9 protein-coding genes are annotated in these 21674 nt (G+C 63.9%); 5 read left to right on the forward strand and 4 right to left on the reverse strand.

From position 1 onward, the window contains the following. The 4 genes from NKK47_RS25550 to NKK47_RS25565 all read right to left on the reverse strand — a co-directional run. A partial coding sequence (locus NKK47_RS25550; RefSeq protein ID WP_352578703.1) for a substrate-binding domain-containing protein occupies positions 1–313 on the reverse strand: 313 nt, incomplete at its 3' end. A gap of 224 nt (positions 314–537) precedes the next feature. Then, positions 538–1224: a M15 family metallopeptidase gene (locus tag NKK47_RS25555; protein WP_352456235.1), complete on the reverse strand. Its 687-nt coding sequence runs from the start codon at positions 1222–1224 to the stop codon at positions 538–540. Between the two features lie 54 nt (positions 1225–1278). Beyond that, positions 1279–3369: a penicillin-binding protein 1C gene (gene pbpC, locus NKK47_RS25560; RefSeq protein WP_352578704.1), complete on the reverse strand. Its 2091-nt coding sequence runs from the start codon at positions 3367–3369 to the stop codon at positions 1279–1281. Positions 3370–3583: 214 nt separating this feature from the next. Beyond that, entirely contained in the window at positions 3584–9064 is a 5481-nt protein-coding gene (locus tag NKK47_RS25565) for an alpha-2-macroglobulin family protein (RefSeq protein WP_352578705.1), read from the reverse strand. 273 nt (positions 9065–9337) lie between these two features. On the opposite strand from NKK47_RS25565, the gene NKK47_RS25570 reads away from it, so the two are divergent. The 5 genes from NKK47_RS25570 (at position 9338) to NKK47_RS25590 (ending at position 21652) form a co-directional block, all read left to right on the forward strand. Further along, positions 9338–11263 (forward strand): autotransporter assembly complex protein TamA, encoded by a 1926-nt coding sequence (locus NKK47_RS25570; protein ID WP_352578706.1) that lies wholly within the window; start codon positions 9338–9340, stop codon positions 11261–11263. After that, the gene (locus tag NKK47_RS25575) at positions 11263–17313 is read left to right on the forward strand and encodes a translocation/assembly module TamB domain-containing protein (protein ID WP_352578707.1); all 6051 of its coding nucleotides are present in this window, start codon (positions 11263–11265) and stop codon (positions 17311–17313) included. The genes NKK47_RS25570 and NKK47_RS25575 overlap by 1 nt, the downstream gene beginning before the upstream one ends. Before the next feature lie 261 nt (positions 17314–17574). After that, complete coding sequence (locus NKK47_RS25580; protein WP_352453205.1) at positions 17575–19227, forward strand: ABC transporter substrate-binding protein; 1653 nt, start codon at positions 17575–17577, stop codon at positions 19225–19227. Positions 19228–19448: 221 nt separating this feature from the next. After that, positions 19449–20483, forward strand: a complete 1035-nt coding sequence (locus NKK47_RS25585) for an ABC transporter permease (protein ID WP_352578708.1) — start codon at positions 19449–19451, stop codon at positions 20481–20483. Between the two features lie 11 nt (positions 20484–20494). Further along, the gene (locus tag NKK47_RS25590; RefSeq protein ID WP_352456230.1) at positions 20495–21652 is read left to right on the forward strand and encodes an ABC transporter permease; all 1158 of its coding nucleotides are present in this window, start codon (positions 20495–20497) and stop codon (positions 21650–21652) included. The last annotated feature ends 22 nt before the right edge of the window (positions 21653–21674 follow it).

The following is a 21674-nucleotide window of genomic DNA, read 5'->3' on the forward strand; positions in this document are numbered from 1 at the left end:
TCTTCGTTTTCGAGACAATCGCGTCGACGTCGCCTTGCAGCCCCAGCGTCACCACGTCGGCGTCGAGGCCGTCGATCACGGCGCGGGCCTGAGCGCCCGATCCGCCATGCGACTGCTGGACGGTGACGGTCTCGCCGGTCTCGGACTTCCAGTGGGCGGTGAAAGCCTCATCGAATTGCTTGTAGAGCTCACGCGTCGGGTCATAGGACACGTTGAGAATTGTGGTGTCGGCAAACGCGAAACCGAGCGTGCCAAACTGGACAGATGTGGCGACCAGTGCGCCGAGCAGTTTCCTGAAATGAGGTTTGGTCATTTCCGCCTCCGTTGAACTCGCGCCAAATCTACCGAATTGATAGAATTTAGATGCATTCAATGTTGCCTTTTTTGGCCTATTGAAGCAATTTTTCGCCCACTTTCGGCGATATGAGGAACTATTTTCCCGACAAGGGGCCAGGATCGCGCTCCCGACGCGATTATCTAGAAACAGCTAGCTCTTCGGCAATGGCCTGCATCGCGCCCGAACGAGGTTTCGGCGGATTATTCGGCAGTAACGGGAAAGTTGAAGCGCTCTCTTGGAAACGGCTCGTTTTCCAGCGTGAAGTGCCACCATTCGCGTGCATAATTCCTGAAGCCGCCGGCGCGCATCGCCTCGACAAGTTTTTTGCGGTTAACCGCCGCTTCACTGGCTATCGGTCGGTGAGCCGTTTCGCTCGCTGGATCGAAACAGTCGAAACCCGTGCCGAAATCGAGCGTATCGGCATCGGTCGCGCCGCAGGCCGGTTTCGGAGCGCTCTTGCGGTCGGCTCGCGCGATCGCGACATCGACCGTCGATCCGCGCGAATGGGTGGACAGTTCGCCGATATAGCCCTTGGCGATGAGATCCTTGCGCTTGACCTTTGGGTACCATTGCGGGTCCGGTGGTCCACTCGTTTTTGTCCAGTCACCCATGTCGGAGACAGCCCGCGCAGGGCGATAGCAGTCGAACACGACCAGCGTCAGTCCTTCGGCGGCAATCGCTTTCTGCACTGCTGAAAGCGCTTGTGCCGCTTGCCTGGTGAGGACGCATATCGGCGCATCGTAGCCGCTTACCTTGCGATGCAGGAAATTTTCGAGGCCGGCATAGCGGATATCCTGCCGGATACTAGGGTCGATATCGGCCAGTCGAACAAAGCTGGCGGGCAGCGCGTCAGCAGACGCCGAGGAAATACCGGCGGCCGAAAGCAAGACGTAAAACCCAATCCCCTGAATCACCTGCCGGAAATTATTCAAGGGAAACTTTCACTCGACGAAAACCTTCACACTGGCCGCGCGTCCCGCCGCGTCGATCACGGTTAGGGTCGAATAGCCGGCGCCGTCCGGCTGCCAGGTCGCGGTGCGCCGCCGGTCGATGCCGACCAACGGCTTGCCGTTGGCCAGCCAGCGGAACGGTGCGCGGCCGCCTTGCAGCTTGAGCACCAGCGGCGAGACGTCGGCCGAGGAAGTGCCGAGATCGACGCGAGCGCCGTCGGGCGGAAAGATGATGGTTGGCGCAGGTTCGGTCGGCGTCGCCTGTACCAGCCCATCGGCGCCGGCGCCGAAGCGCGTCAGCGTCACCGGCAGCGCCTCGCGCTTCGGCCGCCGGACGCCGGACGGCTGGCTCGGCAGCGGTACGGCGGCCAGGCTGGAACGGACAAAACCTTCGAACAGGATGGGCGCAGCCGAGACATAGCCGGACAGGCCGGGAACCGCGCCGGCGTCGGGGCGGCCGACCCAGACGCCGAGCACGTAGCGGCCGTCGAAGCCGACCGACCAGGCGTCGCGATAGCCGTAGGAGGTGCCGGTCTTGTAGGCGATGCCGCGTTGGGCGGCACCCTGGGGAGGCTTGACGCCTGACAGGATGTCGGTGATCTGCCAGGTCGCCTGCCCGTCGAGGATGGTGGTGGTCGAGCGTTCGGCATTCGCCGGCTCGGTGCCGTCATGCAGCGTGTGTGCCTTGCCGCCATTGGCAAGGCCGGCATAGAGTTGGACCAGGTCGCGCAGGGTCACCCCGACGCCGCCGAGGCCGATCGCCAGGCCGGGCGCTTCGTTGACGGGCAGGATAGGGGTCACATCGGCCTGGCGAAAGCGTGCCATCAGCCGGGCCGGGCCGACCGCGTCGAGCACGCGGATCGCCGGCACGTTGAGCGACAATTGCAGCGCCTGCCTGATGCTGACATCGCCCTGATAGCCCATGTCGAAGTTCTTCGGCCGATACCCGGAGAAATCGGCTGGGCTGTCCTCGATCAGCATCTCCTGCGCCACCAGGCCTTGTTCGAAGGCGAGGCCGTAGATGAACGGCTTCAGCGTCGAGCCAGGCGAACGAACGACTTTGGTCATGTCGATCCAGCCCGAACGGCTGGCATCGAAGAAATCGGCAGAGCCGACCTCACCAAGAATATCGCCGGTACGGGCATCGGCCAGTACCATGGCCACCGAGAGGCGAGGGCCGAGCCTGGCGGCCGCATCCTTGGCCACCTGCTCCAGCCCTTCCTGGACACTCTTGCGGATCGTCAGTTGCAGCTTCTGGCCGGGAACAGCCTTGGACAGCATTGTATAGGCCGCATGGGCAGCGAGCGCCGGCAAGGTGCGCCGCAGCCCCGACACATCGTCGAGCGCGGCACGCGCGGCCTCACGTTCGCCGAGCAGGCCTGCCGAGACCATGCGGGTCAGCACGCGGTCGCGGGCGGCCTGGGCGACGTCGAGGTTGCGGTCAGGGCGCCGCTTTTCCGGCAATTGCGGCAAAGCGACGAGCAGGGCCGCCTCCGAGACCGTCAGCCGTTTCGGCTCCTTGCCGAAATAGGCAAGCGAAGCGGCGCGCACACCTTCGAGATTGCCGCCATAGGGCGCCAGCGTCAGATAGCGTTCGAGGATCTCGCGCTTGGAAAGCCGCCGTTCGATCTGGAGGGCGCGCAGCATCTGCTTGATCTTCGAGCCGAGGCTGCGGCTGTCGCGCGGTTCGATCAGCCGGGCGAGTTGCATCGGCAGCGTCGAACCACCGGAGACGATATGGCCGCTGGTCGCGAACTGGCCGGCGGCACGCGCCAGTGCCAGCACGTCGACGCCTTGATGATCCCAGAAACGCTTGTCCTCATAGGTGACCAGCATGTCGACGAACTGCTTGTCGACCTGGTCCAGGCTGGTGGCGAGCCGCCAGTAGCCATCCGGCGTAGCGAAGGCGCGCAGCAGCTGGCCGTCTCGGTCCTGCACCTCGGTCGAGACCGTCAAAGCAGCCGGCAGCGGCGGCGGAAAAGCGCGGTCGAGCTGCCAGAGGGCGGCGGCGGTGATTGCAGCGAGACCGGCCAAGGAGATGCCCGTGATGGCCGCTCGGCGCAGGAATTTTCTGGAGAGCATGGCGCCGCCCCTCATCCGCCTGCCGGCACCTTCTCCCCGTTTAGTGACGGGGAGAAGGGGGCTGTCGCGAACCTTGGCGCCTTTTCTGCGACGTTAAAGTTCGGCGAAAACTTCGGCGCATGGCTCTTTCTCCCCGTCTCTATACGGGGAGAAATGCCCGGCAGGGCAATGAGGGGCAGCGCCATCGCCATATTCCTATCCGCCATTTTTTGCCTTACGGCGCCTTGACCTCCATCATGCCGGTGGCGGTGCGGGCCGAATATTGCGGCCGGTACATGTCCTCGATCGTTGCCGCCGGGTGGGCGTAGGTGCCCGGCGTCACCGCGCGCACGACGTAGGCGAGTGTGATGTTGCGGTCGCCGTCGCCGTCGTTGGGATTGAATGCCGCGACGAAACGGTCGTCGCGGAATTCGAGATGGGCGGCATCGGTCTGCGCCAGCCAGGAGAAGTTCGTCAATTGGGCGCTGGAGACCAGGCCCGGATTGTCGATCTCGAAGCCGGCCGGCAACAGGTCGGTGATCAGCAGTCGCGAAGGCCAGGTGTTCTGCTCGTAAACCTTGAGCACGACGACATAGCGTTCGTTCTGCTTGACCTCCGTCACGTTGGCCTCTGTGCCGTCTAGCTTGTAGTAGGTACGGCTGATGGTAAAGCCGTTGCCGCCGGCCGGCAGAGGCTGGATCGGCGAAGCCACGGTGGTGACGACCGCCTGCAGCGGATTTCTGCCGGTGTTGACGATGGTCAGCGGACTGTCGGCCAGGTCGCCACCGGCGATCTGGTCCGAATAGCCGCCGGCATGCGGTGCGCCGTTGACGGTCAGCGCGATCGAATCATTGCCGGCCTTCAGCGCGCGGGCCGCCAGCAGCATCCAGGACTCGTCCTGTGTGCTGGTCCACCTGGCGTCGGCGCGTTCCCTGGTCACTAGTTGGATCAGCGCCGGCACGATGGTCGGCACCGGCTTGCTTTCCGCGGCAAGCGCCAGGATCGCCGCGCCGTCGCGCAGTGGCGAGCCATAGTCGGACCGGTAATAGTCATATTCGGGCGTCGACTTGGCCAGTTGCAGCGCGGCCTGGAAGGTTGCCTCCGAGCGCTGGGTGTCACCGTAGAGCGCGAGAGACGCCGCCAATTGGGCGACGGCCATCGGGCTGGTAAAGGCTTCGAGCTGGGTGTCGGCATAATAACGCAGATCGCCGACCGAGGCCTTTTTGTTGCGGGCAAGCACATAGAGCGCATAGGCGATCTCGCTGCCGCGATCCTGGACGTCCTGATCGTAGCCGATCGCGTTCTGCAGATTGCTCAGCGCCTGGTTCATCGCCAGGGCCGGTACGTCGTACTTCTGCTCGCGCGCCCGGGTGAGGAAATCGGTGACATAGGCGTCGAGCCACAGATCGCCGGAACCCGGACCCCACAGGCCGAAGCTGCCGGCCGAGGCCTGATAGCTCAGCACCTTGTAGATAGCGTCCTGGACGCGGCCATGCAGATCGGGGTCGCTGGCCATGCCGATGACGGAAGCCATCTCGTTGACGTAGAGAAGCGGCATGGCGCGGCTGGTGGTCTGTTCGGCGCAACCATAGGGATAGCGGTCGAGCGTCATCAGCAGCGACGGTACATCGAAGGCAGCCGCCTGCGAAACGCCGACGCTGACCGAAGCGCCATCGAGCAGGCTTGCCGCCAGCAGTTCCTTGTCGACACGCAGCGCGCCGCCATTGCCCTTGAGGTCGACGACCATGCGGATGGTCACCGGCAGTTGCGCTGGGCGCACCGGCACATAGAGCGTCTGCTCGACGGCGGTGCCGTCGGCATGCGCAAGCTTGATGGTGATCGAGGCGTTGCCCGCGGTCTGCGCAATCAACGGCACGGTCAGCGTCTGCCGCTTGCCTTTGGCCAGCGTCAGCTTTTCAGGCAAGGCGGCACTGCCGGTAGACAGGTCGCCCGTCGTGTCGATGGTCAGCTTGTAGTCGCCAGCAGGGCCGTCGGTGTCGGCGACGTCGAGCCGCATGACGGCGGAATCGCCGGGCGCCAGGAATCGCGGCAGGCCGGCGGTGATCACCACCGGATCGCGAACGATGACGTCGGACTGGGCATGGCCGACTGCTTCCTTTGTCCAGGCGACGGCCATGACGCGCACGGTGCCGTTGAACTGCGGTATGTCGAAGTCGATCCGCGCCTTGCCGTCGGAGTCGAGCTGGACCGGGCCGGAGAAGAAGGCGACCAGCTTTTCGGTCGGCGGACTGCCTTGCGATTGCATGTTGGCGCCGTCGCCGCCGGTGCGCAGCTTACCGGTTGTGCCCAGCGAGCCGTCGATCAGCCGGCCATAGATGTCGCGAACCTCGAGACCGAGCATGCGCTGGCCAAAGAACCAGTTCTCCGGATCCGGTACCTTGTAGCTGGTCAGGTTGAGGATGCCGACGTCGACGGCCGCGACCATGACATAGGCGTTGGTGCCGGGCTGCACGCCGGCTACGGCCACGGGGATCGACAGCTGCTGGCGCGGCATGGTCTTGTCCGGCGGCGCCAAGCTGACGGCAAGCTTCTGCGAGCCGGGATCGAGCTTCAGCCATTTGACGCCGATGGCGCGCGCCGGCATACGTGTCTCTTGCGCATCGCCCGGCCTGAACAGCGTTGCCGTGACGTAGGCGCCGGCACCCCAGTCGTCGCCGACCGGGATGTCGACGGTGCTGCCGCCGGCCGGCACGCTGGCGGTGACGGTCTTCAGGAGCTTGTCGGCGCCGATGGTGACGAGCAGCTCGCCGGCAAAGTGCGGCGACACTTTGAGCTTGGCCACTTCACCCGCCGCATAGGTATCCTTGTCGAGGGCGATCTCGAGGCCGTCGGGCGTTTCGGTGGTGGTGGAACTGACATACCAGCCGGCGTCGAACTCGTAGCTGGTGGCCGGGCCTTCCGGATCCGCTGTCTCGATCTCGAGCCGGTAGCGGCCCCAGTCGACCGGCAGCGACACCGTCGCCTCGCCATCGGCGCTCAGGTCCACCTGGCCGTTGGCCACCGCCTTGGTGAAGGTGACCGGCTCATAGTTCCAGGAGTTGCTCGAGCGGTACCACTGGTAGCTACGCTCGACCTTGACCAGAGACCACTGCGCGCCCTTCAGCGCCTCACGCTTGCCGTCTGGGTCGACAGCGATCAGGCTGAACTTGGCCGTGCCGCCTTGCGGCACCTCGTCGTCGTCGAAATCCGGGCGGATGCCGATCATGTGGCCCTGCGGGCGGATGCCGATATTCAGCGAGCGCTCGACCGCACGGCCGCCGGTTTCACGCATCCTGACAGTGACCTTTGCATCGACCAGCTTGGTGGTGGATGGCAATTGATCGACGGAGACCGGGAAGGTCGCCTTGCCGTCCTCGCTGACCACCGGCAGGCCGGTGAAGGGCGTCACCGTCGGTTCCGCCGACTGTTCGTCGGCCAGACCGAAGGAATAGCCTTTGAAGCGGTCCCAGTCGCGGGCGGTCGACAGCGTCAATTCGCTTTCGAGCGCGAGGCCCGCGGCCGGCGCGCCGTAGAGAAAGCGGCCGTCGACGGTAATGTTGGCGGTCTCGCCCTGGGCGATCTCCTGCTTGTCGGAGGACAGGTCGAACTCGATGCGGTCCGGTACGAAGTCCTCGACCAGGAACATCTGGCTGGCGACCGCCGCCTGCTTGGGATCGGTATGGATCGCCACCGTCCAGGTGCCGCGCATGGCGTTGGGTTCCAGCGGCAGGTCGACCGCGTGACCGCCGGCCGACCTGCCGTCGCTGACGATGCGGCGGTCCTCGACGCCGTCGGGCCGCGAGAAGATGAAGGTCAGCGGCAAGTTCTCGACCGCCTTGGCGGCACTGTCGCGGGCAAGAGCCGCGACATGGACATCTTCGCCGGCGCGGTAGATGCCGCGCTCGGTCCAGGCATAGACGTCGAGCGCGCCAGGTGCCGGCCGCCCGGCGACGCCACGGTCGGACAGGTCGAAGCCGGCGCGGCCCATATCGAGGAAGACGAAATCGTCGTCGCCCTGTTTGGCCATCAGCACGGCCGGGGCCATGCCGCTGTCGCCGCGCGTCAGGCCGGGATTGAACACCGCCCGCCCTTCCGCGTCGGTGGTCGCGGTGCCGAGGATTTCATTGTTCCTGGCCAGCAGCGTCAGCTCGGCGCCGGCGATCGGCTTGGCGGTTGCGAGCGAACGGGCAAAGACGTTCAGCCCATCCTGTCCGGTATAGGTCGACAGGCCGATATCGGAGACGACGAACCATTGCGTGGCGTGCGAATCATAGTCGTCGCTGCGATCGTTGACGGCTTGTGCGGTCAGCACATAGACGCCGGGCTTGCGCTTCGGCAAAGCCTCGTCGATTGGGAAGGAGGTGGTGACTTCCTTGTTGAGGTCGTTGGCGATGTCGAGCTGGCCTTGCCAGACCGGCTCGCCCATCTGTTCGGAGATGTTCGAAATGTCGTAGCCGTCAAGCTGGCGCAGGAACTGATATCCCGACAGAAGCTGGGCCAGCGAGCGGTCGCCGATGCGGAAGAGCTTCATTTCGGCGGCATTCATGTTGACGGTGACGACCGGTATGCCGCGGCGTGCGCCTGCGGGCAGCACGAAGCTGTCGCCGGTGAAGCGGGCCGAAGGCGCGCGGTCCTGCACGTAGATCGACAGAACCACCGGTGCCGCGGTGACTTCGCCAATGGCGGCCGGCAAGCCGGCGCGGAAGGTCACGTCATAATGTTGGCCGTGCTCGAGTCCTTCGACGCAGATCTGCTTGTCCTTGGCTTCGACGCCCTTGGGAGCGGCGTTGTCGACAGTAACGAACTGCGAGTAGTCGACGCCGGTCTTGACCAGTTCCTCGGAGAACTGCGCGCAGATGCGTGGCGCGCTGGTGTCGGCATCGACGGTATGATCGATGACGCGGAAGCCCTTGCGGGCCTTGAGATCCTGATAGGCGGCCCTGACTGCCGGCGAATTGACGAGAGCGAGGCTCGCCTCGTAGGCCTGCAGGGCCGGCCTGTAGAGATCGCGGCGATCAAGGCCGTCCCCGAGCAGCGCCAGCACGTCGGCGCGCGTCTTGGTGGTGCGCAGCAATTTGTAGGCGTTGAAGGCGGCGGAAGTGGCGTTCGCCGGTAGGGTCGACGGCTCCGAGCTGTTGGCGGTCGGATGGACGGCAAGCGTTTCGCGCGCCAACTCGAGCCAGAGCTGGCCATCATAAGGCAACACCGAAACCGCCGCTTCGTATTTGTGCATGGCCGAGCGATGATCGCCCGTCAGCGCCGACTGTTCGGCGGCGGCCCTCAGCGCCGTCAGCCCTTCTGTCGGCTTGGTGTAGGTCGGGCCAGTGAGCTTGTTGCGGTATTGCTGGGCCTGGTCGGCCATCCAGTTGGGGAAGAAGGCGAGTTCGGGTGGCGCGCCGATGTCGGGATCGCCATCGATGTTGACGATCTTGCCGGCGACGGCGCCGCCGAAGGGTTTCAGCGAATTGTAATCGGATTTAAGGAAGCACCATTTGGCCTTGAGGTTGTAGGTGAAGGCGCGGCAGGCCGGGTCGCCGAGGCAGGTGGTCTTGCACTGGTCGAGGCTGACATTCTGGTCGGATCTGAGATCGAAACCGAAATAGTCGGAATTGTCCGATGTCACCACCCGCCGGGCTTCGGCCGCTTGCGCGACACCGCTCCAGGCAAAAAAGAGAAGGAAAAGAATCGATAGACCACGAGCCGCGCGCATTGCCATAAACCCCTCCAGACAAGTGCTTACGTCCAGAAATCTTCAAGCTTCAGTCGCGCTTGTCAACATCGGGACGCGGCAGGATCCGCCTGCCAACGGTTTGCTTTCCGGCCGGTGACCGGTAATAGCTCCATAGGACAGGGGATCACGCTTTCTTGCGGCGACGCAGAAGGTGTGAGTTCCAAGCCCTGTCTATTTCAGCAATTGGATTGTGGCCCCTTTACGAGTGCTTCAGAACTTCATTCCAATTTTAGGTTTGCGAGCTAGGCTAGGAGCGTAATGCCGGCGTATGAAAGGCAGATGTCGGGAGGAACCGCGCCAGGGCGCGCGCTTTCGCGCGCCCTGCTTTTCGCATTGTTGTGCTCTACGGCACTTGTTGCCGAAACCGGAAGTGCGGCAGCCTTCGAGATTTTCGGCATCAAGCTGTGGGGATCCAAAGACGAAGATGCCGATATCGTCGACCCGCTGCGCTATACGGTGACGATCGAGGCGCCGGACGCCGACAAGGACCTCGCCGAGAAGCTCGAAAACGCCTCGGCGCTGAAGGCCGACGAGGAACACCCGGTATCCGGTTCTCTCGGCCTGCTGGCCAAGGCGCGCAGTGACCGTGAGCAACTTGTTGCCGCACTCTACACTGACGCCCGCTACGAGGGTGTCGTCACCATCACTATTCAGGGCAAGCCGCTCGACGATCTGCCGCCCGATGCCGAGTTTTCGGGTCCGCAGCCGATACCGGTGGTGATACGCATAGCAGCCGGGCCGAAATTCACGCTTGGCAACATCAGACTGGAAGGCGATGCGGCGGGGCTGGCAAGTGCCGATTTCGGCCTGATCGCCGGCGGTGACGCCAGTTCGGGCGCCGTGCTCAAGGCCGAGGCGGCGATCGTGCGGGCACTCAAGCAAGAAGGCAGGCCGCTGGCCAAGGTGACGGGCCGCGAGATCGTCGCCGAGCACGCCGGTTCGACGCTCGACGTGACGCTTGCCGTCGCGGCCGGCCCGGTCGCCGGCTATGGCGACACCACTGTCGAGGGCACGGAAAAGGTCGACCGCGACTTCACCGAATATATGACCGGCCTTAAGCGCGGCCGCCAATATTCGCCCGATGAGATCGACGGTGCGCGCGACCGGCTGCTCGGGCTCGAGGTCTTCAACAGCGTGACGGTGAAGGAAGCCGACGCCCTCGACGCCGAGGGCAACATCCCGATCGGTGTCCAGGTAAGCGAACGCAAGCCGCGCTATTTCGGCATTGGCGGCAGCTTCTCAAACACCGAAGGGCTGGGCCTCGAAGGCTATTGGGGGCATCGCAATCTGTTTGGCCGCGCCGAAAAGCTGCGCATCGACGGCAAGATCAGCGGCATCGGCAGCAACGACTTGACCCAGCTCAATTACAATGCCGGCGTCATGTTCGAAAAGCCGGGCGTGATCGGGCCGGCGTCGAAATTCATTGCCAGCGTCAATACCGTGCTGGAGCACCCCGACGCCTACGACCATTTCTCGGTCAAGGGCAGCACCGGCCTGTCCTACGAACTCGACAAGAAGCAGACGGTTTCCGCGCAAGTCGCGCTGGATTATTCGAGGATCCACGACGCTTTCGGCAAGCACACCTATCTGATCGCCAGCATTCCACTGCAATATGTCTACGACAATCGCGACAGCAAGCTCAATCCGACCCGGGGCTTCAGGGTGCTGGCCTATGGCGAGCCGAGCTACGACATTTTTAGCGGGGCTGCGTTTGTCAAGCTGAAGGGCGAGGGGTCGGCCTACCAGTCGCTCGATTCGGCCTCGAAATTCGTTTTCGCCGAACGTGTCGCCATCGGCTCTATCATCGGCGCCAGTCTTCAAGATGTTCCGGCAGATCGACGCTTCTACTCAGGCGGCGGCGGTTCGGTGCGCGGCTATGCCTATCAAGGCATCGGCCCGAAGGACAGCAATGGAGAGCCGATCGGCGGGCTTTCCTTCTTCGAGACCTCGGTCGAGATGCGCATCGCCGTCACCGACAAGATCGGCGTCGTGCCGTTCGTCGATGCCGGCACGGTGTCGACCAGGCAGGTCCCCGATTTTTCGGACATGAAGGTCGGCGCGGGTGTAGGCTTGCGCTATCTGACGGCGTTCGGGCCGCTGCGCGTCGACGCGGCGGTGCCTCTCAACCGCGGTCCTGACGATCCTCATTTCGGCATTTATGCCGGCATCGGCCAGGCATTCTGATGGCAATATTCAGGCGCATCCTCCGTATTCTTTTCTACACGCTGCTCATCGTCGTGGCAGCGGCGGTGGGGGCGGTCGTCGTGCTGACCAAAACCGAGCGCGGCCGCGAAAACCTTGCCGGCATCATCTCGACCATGGCCTCGACCGGCGACCGCAAGGTCACTGTCGTCGGCATCGACGGCATCTGGTCGGGCGCGCTGAGGGTCGATCATGTCGTTCTGGAGGATCGCGAAGGCGCCTGGATGGTGGCGCGCAACGTGGCCGTCGATTGGTCGCCGCTGGCACTCCTGTCGAAGAGCTTCAGCGCCGATCGCATTGGGGCCGAGCGTATCGAGTTGGCAAGGCTGCCGGTGGCCAATACACAGTCGAGCCAAAGCGGAGCGACGACGCTGCCGGTTTCCATCGACGTCAGGCAACTCGACCTTCCCGAAATCGCGCTCGGGCAGGCTCTGGCCGGCAGCGGTGTCGCCGAACTTGCAGCCAAGGGAGCGCTCAAGGCGGACGCCTCACCGTTGGCGATCGAGACCAACCTCAACATCGTTCGCCACGACGGCAAGCAAGGCACGGTCGACGCCAAAGCCCATTTCGCGCCGGCCGACAACAAGCTCGACCTCGACCTTAAGGCATCCGAGCCGGCCGGCGGCATCATCGCCAACCTGCTCAACCTGCCGGGCGCGCCGCCGGTCAACATTGTCGTTTCCGGCACCGGACCGCTCGCCAACTGGAATGGCATCGGGACCTTCGTTGTCGACGGCCGGATCGTCACCCAGCTTACCGGTCGCCATCAGCTCACCGACAAGGGTCATTATGTCGAGGCCAACGGCGATGGCGAATTCGAGCGCTTCCTGCCCGAAACCCTGAAACCGCTGTTTGCCGGCAAGACCACCTTCGACCTCGCCGGCACGGCGACCGCGGCCGGCGGCGTCGATGTCGAGCGCGCCAATATCGACAGCGGCGCCTTGCACGCGACCGCCGCCGGCATTGTCGATCCGAACGGCGCCAGCGACCTTTCGGTGAAGCTCGCCGCAAAGGGGCCGCCGATCGTGCTCAGCCTCGGCAGCGAGGCGCAACCGATAACCGTGGCAATCAAGGATGCCACGGCCCGCGCTTTCGGCGATGGCAAGGCGCCGATGGTGGATATCGGCGCGTCGCTGGTCTCGGTGGTGGCGGGCGGCACGCGGGTGGACGACCTGATCGGGCAAGTGCATTCCGATGGTTTCGACATCCAGAACCGTAGCGGGCCGGTCACCATCAAGCTGACGGCGGCCGGCCTGAACACCGACGTCGCGACTTTGGCGCCGCTGATAACGGGCAGGGTCAGCGCCGGTCTCGCCGGCTCCGTCAGCAAGGAACAGATTGTCGTCGACGAAGGCACGCTACGCAGCGACGCGCTCAATGCGTCCGTAACAGCCACAGTGGCGCTTGCCGATCTGTCGATGACGCTCAAGATGAATGCCGACGCGGCTTCGACGGCGCTGCCGCCGCAAATCAGCTCGGTTCTCGGCGAGCGCGTGCAGTTTTCCGCGACCGCGACACGCGACCCAGACGGTGCGTTCGCTGCCAACGCATTGCAACTCACCTCCGGCACGCTTAGCGCCAGCGGTACCGCCAGTGCGCAAGGCACCGATATCCGGGCCGATATCAAGGGTACGCTGGGCGACGTGTCGGTGCTGTCGCCGCTGGTCGGCGCCAAGGTCGGCGGCGCCGTCGGTTTCGGGCTTACCGCAAGCGGCGCGCGCAGCGCACCGGATTTCTCGGTTTCGGCCAACAGCGACAGCCTGACGGCGTCCGGCCATGCGGTGAAGCAGATCAAGCTGAGCGCGAGCGGCAAGGCCGATATCGCCAGTCCCGCCGCCGATGTCTCGCTGACCGGCTCGGTCGACGACCAGCCGCTCGACCTCAAGGCATCGCTGGTCACAACCGACGGCAAGCGCTCCATCAATGGACTTGCCGTCTCGTTAGCCGACAACAAGGTCTCCGGCGACCTCGGGCTCGACGACAACCTGCTGCCGCTCGGCACATTGACCCTCGATGCCGCCGATATTGCTCCGCTGGCCGCACTCGCAGGCCAGTCGGTAGCCGGCGACGTGCGCGGCACTATCCGCTTTGCGAACGACAACGGAGCGCCGACGGTCGCGATCGATGCGACGAGCGCCGTGATTTCGCGCGGCGAACTGGCGGCGAAGACAATCGCCGTCAACGCGCTGGTCGCCAATTATCTCAAAGCACCGGCAATCGCCGGCAAGATCAAGGCCGACACGATCACCTCCGGAACCACGGTGATCAGCGGCATCGATGTCGACCTGAAGCGCGATGGCGACTGGACCGGCTTTAGCGGCGGCGCCACGGTCGCCGGCATTCCGGCCAGCGCTTCCGGGCGGGTCAGGGTTGCGAACGGCACCACCAGCATCGAGCTTGCCTCGGGCGAGGCGACCATCCGCGGCATCAAGGCAGCTGTCGCGCAGCCATCAGCGCTGACAATCGCCAATGGCAGGGTGAGCATAGAGAAATTGGCGCTCGGTGTCGGCGGTGGTTCGGTTGCCGTGTCGGGTACGGCCGGCCAGACGCTTGATCTCGCTGCCACCTTGTCGGCGGTGCCGGCAGCGCTTGCCAATGATTTTTCACCGGGTCTCGATGCCGTCGGCGCGCTCAGCGGCACCGCGCAGGTCACCGGATCGTCGGCTGCCCCAGATATTCGCTTCACCGCCCGGCTCAGCGGCGCCGAAACCAGCCAGACCCGGCAGGCTGGGCTCGGGCCGCTGGATCTCGACGCGGCAGGCCGTTTCTCGTCGGCCAGCGGCCTGGCCATCGAGCAGGCGACGCTTGCCGGCGAGAAAATCTCCGGCAAGGCAGCCGGCACCATCAATCCGAACGGTGCCAGCGATTTTTCGCTCGACCTGGCCTCTACCGGTCCGAGCCTGCCGTTGTCGCTTGGCAGCAAGGAGAGCCCGATCAAGCTCGAGCTACAGGCGATATCGCTAAGGGCGGCCGGGCAGGGCGCCCAGCCGAAGCTCGACATTTCCGCGACGCTGCCATCGGCCGCCACCAATCTAGCTAAGATCGAGGGCATCACGCTTGTGCTGCACTCCGATCGCTTCGACGTGAAAGCCCGGACCGGGCCGATCTCTGGCTCGGTGACCGCCGAAAAACTCGGCATCGACAATCCGACCGTCGCGCCGCTGATCGCCGGCAAGGTCACCGCCAAACTCGCCGGCAGCCTTGCCGCCGATGCCATCGTCATCGATAGCGGCACGGTGACCAGCGACGCGTTGAACAGCGGCTTCAACGGGCGGGTCTCGCTGGCCGACGGCGCCATCGACCTCAATGTCAAGGCGGACGCCGCCTCGGCGGCACTGCCGGCGGCGGTACGTGGCGTGCTCGCCGAGCGAACGCAATTCAGTGCCGCGCTGAAGCGGGACGCCAATGGCAATGTCACCGCCAATACCGTCAGGCTGTCGTCCGGTTCGCTGACGGCAGACGGCCAGGCGAGCCTTGCCGACAACAAGCTCAGCGCCGACGTCAAAGGCGCGCTAGGCGACGTCTCGCTGCTATCCAAGGACGCCAAAGGCGCCATCTCTTTCGCGCTGAATGCGCAAGGCGCCAGCACCGCGTCGGATCTGTCGCTGAGTGTCAATAGCGACAGGCTTTCGGTCGCGGCGCGCGAGATCACCGGTCTGAAGCTCACTGCCACCGGCAAGGCTGATGCCGCCAACCCGGCTGCGAATGTGCAACTCACCGGAAATGTCGGCGGCCAACCGCTGCAGGGCAGCGCCGTGCTGGCGACATCGGACGGCAAACGCGCCATCAATGGACTTTTGCTGTCGCTCGGCAAGAACCGTATCTCCGGCGACCTGGCGCTCGACGATGCCTTCCTGCCGGCCGGCAGCGTGGCGCTCGACCTGCCCGATATCGGTCCGCTTGCGGCCCTGGCACTGGAAAAGGCCGATGGCGATGTGCGCGGCACGATCGCCTTCTCCAAGGCGGGTACCGTGCCGCAAGTCGCCGTCAAGGCGACGACGGCCTCGATCTCGCGCGGCGATGTCTCGGCCAAGGCCGTGAGCATCGATGCGCTGATCGCCAACTATCTGGCGGCACCGGTGATCTCGGGCAAAATCCGTGCCGACAGCGTAACTTCCGGCGGCACGGCTATTCGGGGCGTCAACGTCGATCTCAAGCGCGACGGCGAATGGACCGGCTTTTCCGGTGGCGCCACCGTCAAGGATATTCCGCTGAGGGCGGCCGGCCGGGTCAAGGCGGTCAAGGGCACGACGACGGTCGAACTTGCCTCCGGCGAGGCGACCATCCGCGGCATCAAGGCGGCCATCGCCCAGGCCTCGACCATCAACATCGCCAATGGAGTGACCAGCCTCGACAGGCTGGTGCTCAACCTCGGCGGCGGCACGGCGACGGTCACGGGCAAGGCTGGGCAGGCGTTCGACCTCAACGCGACGCTGGCCCGCGTCCCGATCTCGATAGCCAACAGTTTTTCGCCGGGCCTCGATGCCGCCGGTTCCATCTCAGGCACTGTGAAGGTGACGGGCGCGCCGGCCAATCCGGCCGTTGCCTTCAAGATCGACGCCGCAGGCGTTCAGACGTCGCAGACCCGTGGTGCAGGTTTCGGCGGCATGGGCGTTTCATCCTCAGGTACGTATTCGGGCAACAGACTGACGTTCGACGCCAACATGAGCGATGCCGCCGGCCTCGGCCTCAAGGGCGGCGGCACGATGACGACATCAGGCGCGCCCACCCTTGATCTCAACTTTTCCGGCAAGGTGCCGTTCGCCTTCCTCACCAGGACACTCGCCGCGCAAGGCCTGTCCCTGAGCGGCACGGCCGACGTCGATGTGCAGGTGCGCGGCCCGGCGACGTCGCCGGTGATCTCAGGCACGGTCCGCACGTCGGGCGCCCGTCTGGTCGATGCGCGATCGGGGCTTGCGATCAACGACATCACTGCCGATGTCGCTATCGGCAATGGCGTGGCCAGGATCAACCGCCTGACCGGCACGCTGTCGACACGCGGCAGCCTTTCGGCCAGCGGCACCGTCGGCATCGATCCGGCAAAAGGTTTTCCGGCCGATCTGTCGATCAAGCTCGTCGACGGCCGCTATACCGACGGCAAGGTGGTCACCGCCAATCTCGGCGGCGACCTGACCGTCAAGGGACCGCTCACCTCCGCGCCGGTGATTTCCGGTACCGTCAACCTGGCCAAGACCGTCATCACCGTACCCGAAAGGCTGCCCGGCTCGCTGGCCGAGCTCAACGTCAAGCACAAGAATGCGCCGGCAGCCGTGCGTGCACAGGACAAGGCGTTGCGCCCGGCCGCAGCAAGCAGCGGCGGTGGAGGCAGCGGCCTCAACCTCGACGTCACGGTCAATGCGCCGAGCCAGATCTTCATCCAGGGCAGGGGCGTCGACGCCGAGCTCGGCGGTTCGCTGCGGCTGACCGGTCCGGCATCGTCACCCCAGGCGGTCGGCACCTTCACCTTGCGGCGCGGGCGGCTGACGATCCTTGCAAAGCGGCTGACCTTCACCGAAGGCACCGTCGGCTTTTCCGGCTCTCTGGTGCCCTACCTCAATCTCACGGCGCAATCGAAGACGACTAGCGCCACCGTGACCATCGTGGTGTCGGGCGAGGCGAACAACCCGAAATTCACCTTCTCCTCGGTACCGGTGCTGCCGGAGGACGAGGTGCTGGCGCAGCTGATCTTCGGCCGTTCGATGTCGAACCTGTCGCCGCTGCAGATCGCGCAGCTTGCCGAGGCTGCCGGACAACTAGCCGGCGTCGGCGGCTCGACCTCCCTGCTGCAGAACCTGCGCAGTGCGATCGGCGTCGACGATCTCGACGTGATCACCGACGAAGAGGGCGGCACCGCCGTCTCGGCGGGCAAGTATCTCAACGACCGTACCTATGTGACGATCCAGAAGGGCGACAGGCCGGGCTCGGGCAAGGCAACCGTCGATCTCGACGTTGGACGCGGCGTCAAGCTGCGTGGCGAGGCAACCGACGCCGGCGAAGCCAAAGGCGGTGTTTTCTACGAACGGGAATATTGAAACCGGCGGTTCGCGCAGAACAGGTGGTTGCCTGAAGAACGAGCGGCGCAGCGGCGAATGTCCCAGTTTAATTGCCCGTTGAGATTTCAGACGAAATCCCTGGCGCAGTAGCAAATTTGCGCCAAGACTGTCGTTATCGCGCGAACCGCCCTGCTTTCAAAGTTGCACATTCCTTGGCATGTTCCCAATCCGTGCCGTCTTTGACATCATGGCGCGGATGCGGAATGTTAAAAGGCAGAAAGCCAACAATGGGAGTTAGTCATGACGATCTACAAGAGTAACGGCGACCGCGTTCCCGATCACATCCTGGCCATGGCCGAAGATGCCAAGGCAGGCAAGATGGATCGTCGCGAATTTCTGGCTCTCGCCAGCGTTTTCGGCGCGTCGACGGCGATGGCTTATGGCATGCTTGGCCTCGCAGACCCGACGCCGGCCAAGGCGGAAGAGGTGAAGGGCAAGAAAGGCGGCATACTGAAGGTCGCGCAATGGATCAAGGATCCGAAGGATCCGCGCAAGTCCGACTGGTCGGAAATCGCCAATGCCGAGCGCCAGGCGCTCGAGCCGCTGGTCAAATACACCACCGAATACACGTTCCGCCCCTATCTGCTGGAGAGCTGGGACGTGAATGACGACGCTACCGAATACACGCTGCATGTGCGCAAAGGCGTCACCTGGAACAACGGCGATCCGTTCACCGCAGACGACGTCATCTTCAACCTCAAGCGTTGGGCCGACAAGAAGGCCGAAGGCAATTCCATGCCGGGTCGCCTCGGTTCGCTGGTCAAGGACGACAAGCTGGATGAGAGCGCGGTGACCAAGGTCGATGACCACACGATCAAGCTGACGCTCAGCAAGCCGGATATCGCCCTCATTCCCAACGTGTGCGACTATCCCGGCCTCATCGTCCACAAGACGTTCGACGAAAAAGGCGGCGACTTCAAGTCCTGCCCGATCGGCACTGGGCCGTTCGAGCTGGTCTCCTACGATGTCGGCCAGAAAGTGGTCTACAAGCGCCGCGAAGATAACAAGTGGTGGGACGGCGAGGTCTTCCTCGACGGCATCGAGTTCATCGACTACGGCACCGATCCGGCGGCCATGGTCAGCGCCTTCGAGGCAGGCGAAGTGCACACCAACTTCGAAACCTCGGCCGACTATGTGTCCATTCTCGACGGCATGGACTTGGCGAAGTCGGAGGTCGTCACCGCGTCGACGATCGTCTGCCGCACCAACGTCACCAACAAGCCTTACGGCGACCAGAAGGTTCGCAACGCCCTGCAGCTCGCGGTCGACAACAATGTCGTCCTCCAGCTCGGCTACGGCAATGCCGGCACGGTTGCCGAAAACCACCATGTCGCCCCGATCCATCCGGAATACTATGAATTGCCGAAGATTGCTCGCGACCCGGCCAAGGCAAAGGCGCTGATGGCCGAAGCCGGCCAGGCCGATTTCGAGCACGAACTGATCACGGTCGACGAAGACTGGCACAAGAACACAGGCGATGCGATCGCCGCGCAGATGCGCGACGCCGGCATCAAGGTCAAGCGTACGGTGCTGCCGGGTTCGACCTTCTGGAACGACTGGACGAAGTATCCGCTGTCGATGACCAACTGGAACATGCGGCCGCTCGGCGTCCAGGTTCTGGCGATCGGCTATCGCACAGGTGAGGCCTGGAACGAGACGGCCTGGTCGAATCCGGAGTGGGATGCCAAGCTCAACGCTGCGCTGGCAGTTGCCGACGCCGCCAAGCGCAAGGAAATGATGAAGGATATCGAGCAGATCCTGCAGGATTCCGGCATTATCATCCAGCCTTATTGGCGCAAGCTCTACAGCCATTCGGTCAAGGCGGTGCAGAACTACAAGATGCACCCGACCTTCGAGCGCGACTACGGCAAGGTCTGGCTCGACCAGGCCTGACCGGACGATCCGGAAAGGGGCGTCTCGCCCCTTTCCCTCGCTCTTTGCATGGTCCTTGGACCGGAAGTCGGCGCAGCAAAAAGTTGCGGACTCTTCGGCCTGGGTCTGCAATAAAAAGGGTATTGCATCTGGGACTGGTCTGAAGGCTTGTTCTGCCGCTGGCGGCAGCGCACGGCTTGCAAACCGGTTCCACCCCCCAACCCGACCGGCAGGGGACCGCCATGCTTTCTTTCGTTATCAGGCGTCTCGGCACCATGGCAGTGACGATGCTGTGCCTGACGATGATCGTCTTCTTCCTGGTCAATCTCGGGCCTAATCTGAAGAAGCTCGCGATCAGCCAGACCGAAATGCACACATCCGCCGAGCAGCTTGAGGCTTGGCTGGTCAACCATGGCTATCGGCAGAATTTCTTTATCCGCTACGGCCAATGGCTGGGCATCATGCCCAAGCAGCCGGTGACCGACCCGGCGACCGGCAAGCCCGCACAGCGTTTCTCCTTCTGCAACGATCCGGTCGTGCCGACATTCTCCGGCATCCTGCAAGGCGATTTCGGTTGCTCGACCAAGTTCAAGACGACGGTCGCTTCGAAACTCTTTCCGGCGCTCAGCGCCACCGGCCTCCTGATGCTCTGCGTGCTGGCCGTAATGGTGCCGATCTCGCTTTTGATCGGTATTCTCGCCGGCATGCGCGAGGGTTCACGCACCGACCGCACATTGTCGGTGGCTTCGATCGCCTCGACGGCGACGCCCGAATATGTTTCGGGCGTCATCTTCACCGTGATCTTTGCCTCCTGGCTCGGCGTGCTGAACGGTTCGGCGGCCTCGGCCAGCCAGGGCATCACCTTCTATAATTTCACCTTACCGGTGATGACGCTGGCGATATACGGCATCGGCTACATCGCTCGCATGACCCGCGCCTCGATGGTGGAGGTGATGACACAGCAATATATCCGAACCGCCCGGCTGAAGGGCCTCTCCTTCGGCAGCGTGGTGATAAAGCACGCTCTGCGCAACGCGCTGATCGCGCCATTCACGGTCATCATGCTGCAGTTCCCCTGGCTGCTCACCGGCGTCGTCATCGTCGAGGTGATGTTCCGCTACCAGGGGTTCGGCTACACGCTGGTCGAGGCCGCCGGCAACAACGACATCGATCTTCTGCTCGGCTGCTCGCTGGTCTCGGTGTTTATCGTCCTGATCACACAGCTCATCTCCGATGTCGGCTACGCGTTCCTCAATCCGCGCATCAGAGTTCAATAGGAGACCGGCGGATGCAGGTCGAATATCTCAGCGCCTTCAACGTCGTACTCGGCGTGCTTACCCGCTTCTGGCCGGTCTGGATCGCTCTCGCCCTGGTGATGGGGGCGAGCTTCGGCTACAAGAAGAAGCTAGGCCTTTACGGCCAGCTTTTCGACAGCGGCGTCGGCATCGTCGGCGTCGGCATCTGCCTGTTCTGGCTGTTTACGGCGATCTTCGCGTCGACCATCTCGCCCTTCGATCCGCTCGCCCAAGTGCCGATCATGAAGGACGCGCTGCCGGGCGCAATCGAGCCGGGGTCGAAACTTGTATACTATTTCGGCGGCGACAAGCTCGCCCGCGACGTGTTCTCCCGCATGGTCTATGGCAGCCAGATCGTGCTGATCATCGCGCCGGCGGCGACCGGTTTTGCGCTGATGGTCGGCATTACGCTCGGCCTGCCGGCCGGCTATTATGGCGGCAAGATCGATACGGTGCTGTCCTTCCTCGCCAACCTTGTGCTGGCCTTCCCGGTGATCCTCCTGTTCTACCTGCTGGTGACGCCGGGCATCATGGACACGCCGATCCCCTACGCGATGGCAGGGCTGTTCTTCCTGTTTCCGATCATCTTCTTCAGTGTGCTGTTCTGGACGCGCTACAAGAACCGCCCCGACCGCCTCTATATCCTGCTTGGCCTGACGTTGGTACTTGGCGGCTGGATCTATGCAGGCCTTGTCTTCGATGCCGATCCGTTCAAGATCATCCACATCGATCCCAACCAGCTCAACATCTTCGTGGCGGTGGTGTTCGCCTCCAGCCCCGGCGTGTTCCGCATCGTGCGCGGCCTGGTCATGGATATCAAAACGCGCGACTATGTTGCGGCGGCACAAACGCGCGGTGAATCGCCCTGGTACATCATGCTGTGGGAGATATTGCCCAATGCGCGCGGGCCGCTGATCGTCGACGCCTGCCTGCGCATCGGCTACACCACGATCCTGCTCGGCACGCTCGGCTATTTCGGGCTGGGACTGGCGCCGGAAAGCCCTGACTGGGGCACGGCGATCAAGGATGCCAGCCGGCTGCTGCGCTCCTTCATCCACCCGGCGCTGCCGCCGACGATCGCATTGATGTCGTTCGTGCTCGGCCTCAACCTCCTGGCGGATTCGTTGCGCGAACAGTCTATGAAAGATTGATGCCGGGAAGATCGATGCCGGG

It is taken from the genome of Mesorhizobium sp. M0019 (genome assembly GCF_040323975.1).
Lineage (GTDB): Bacteria > Pseudomonadota > Alphaproteobacteria > Rhizobiales > Rhizobiaceae > Mesorhizobium.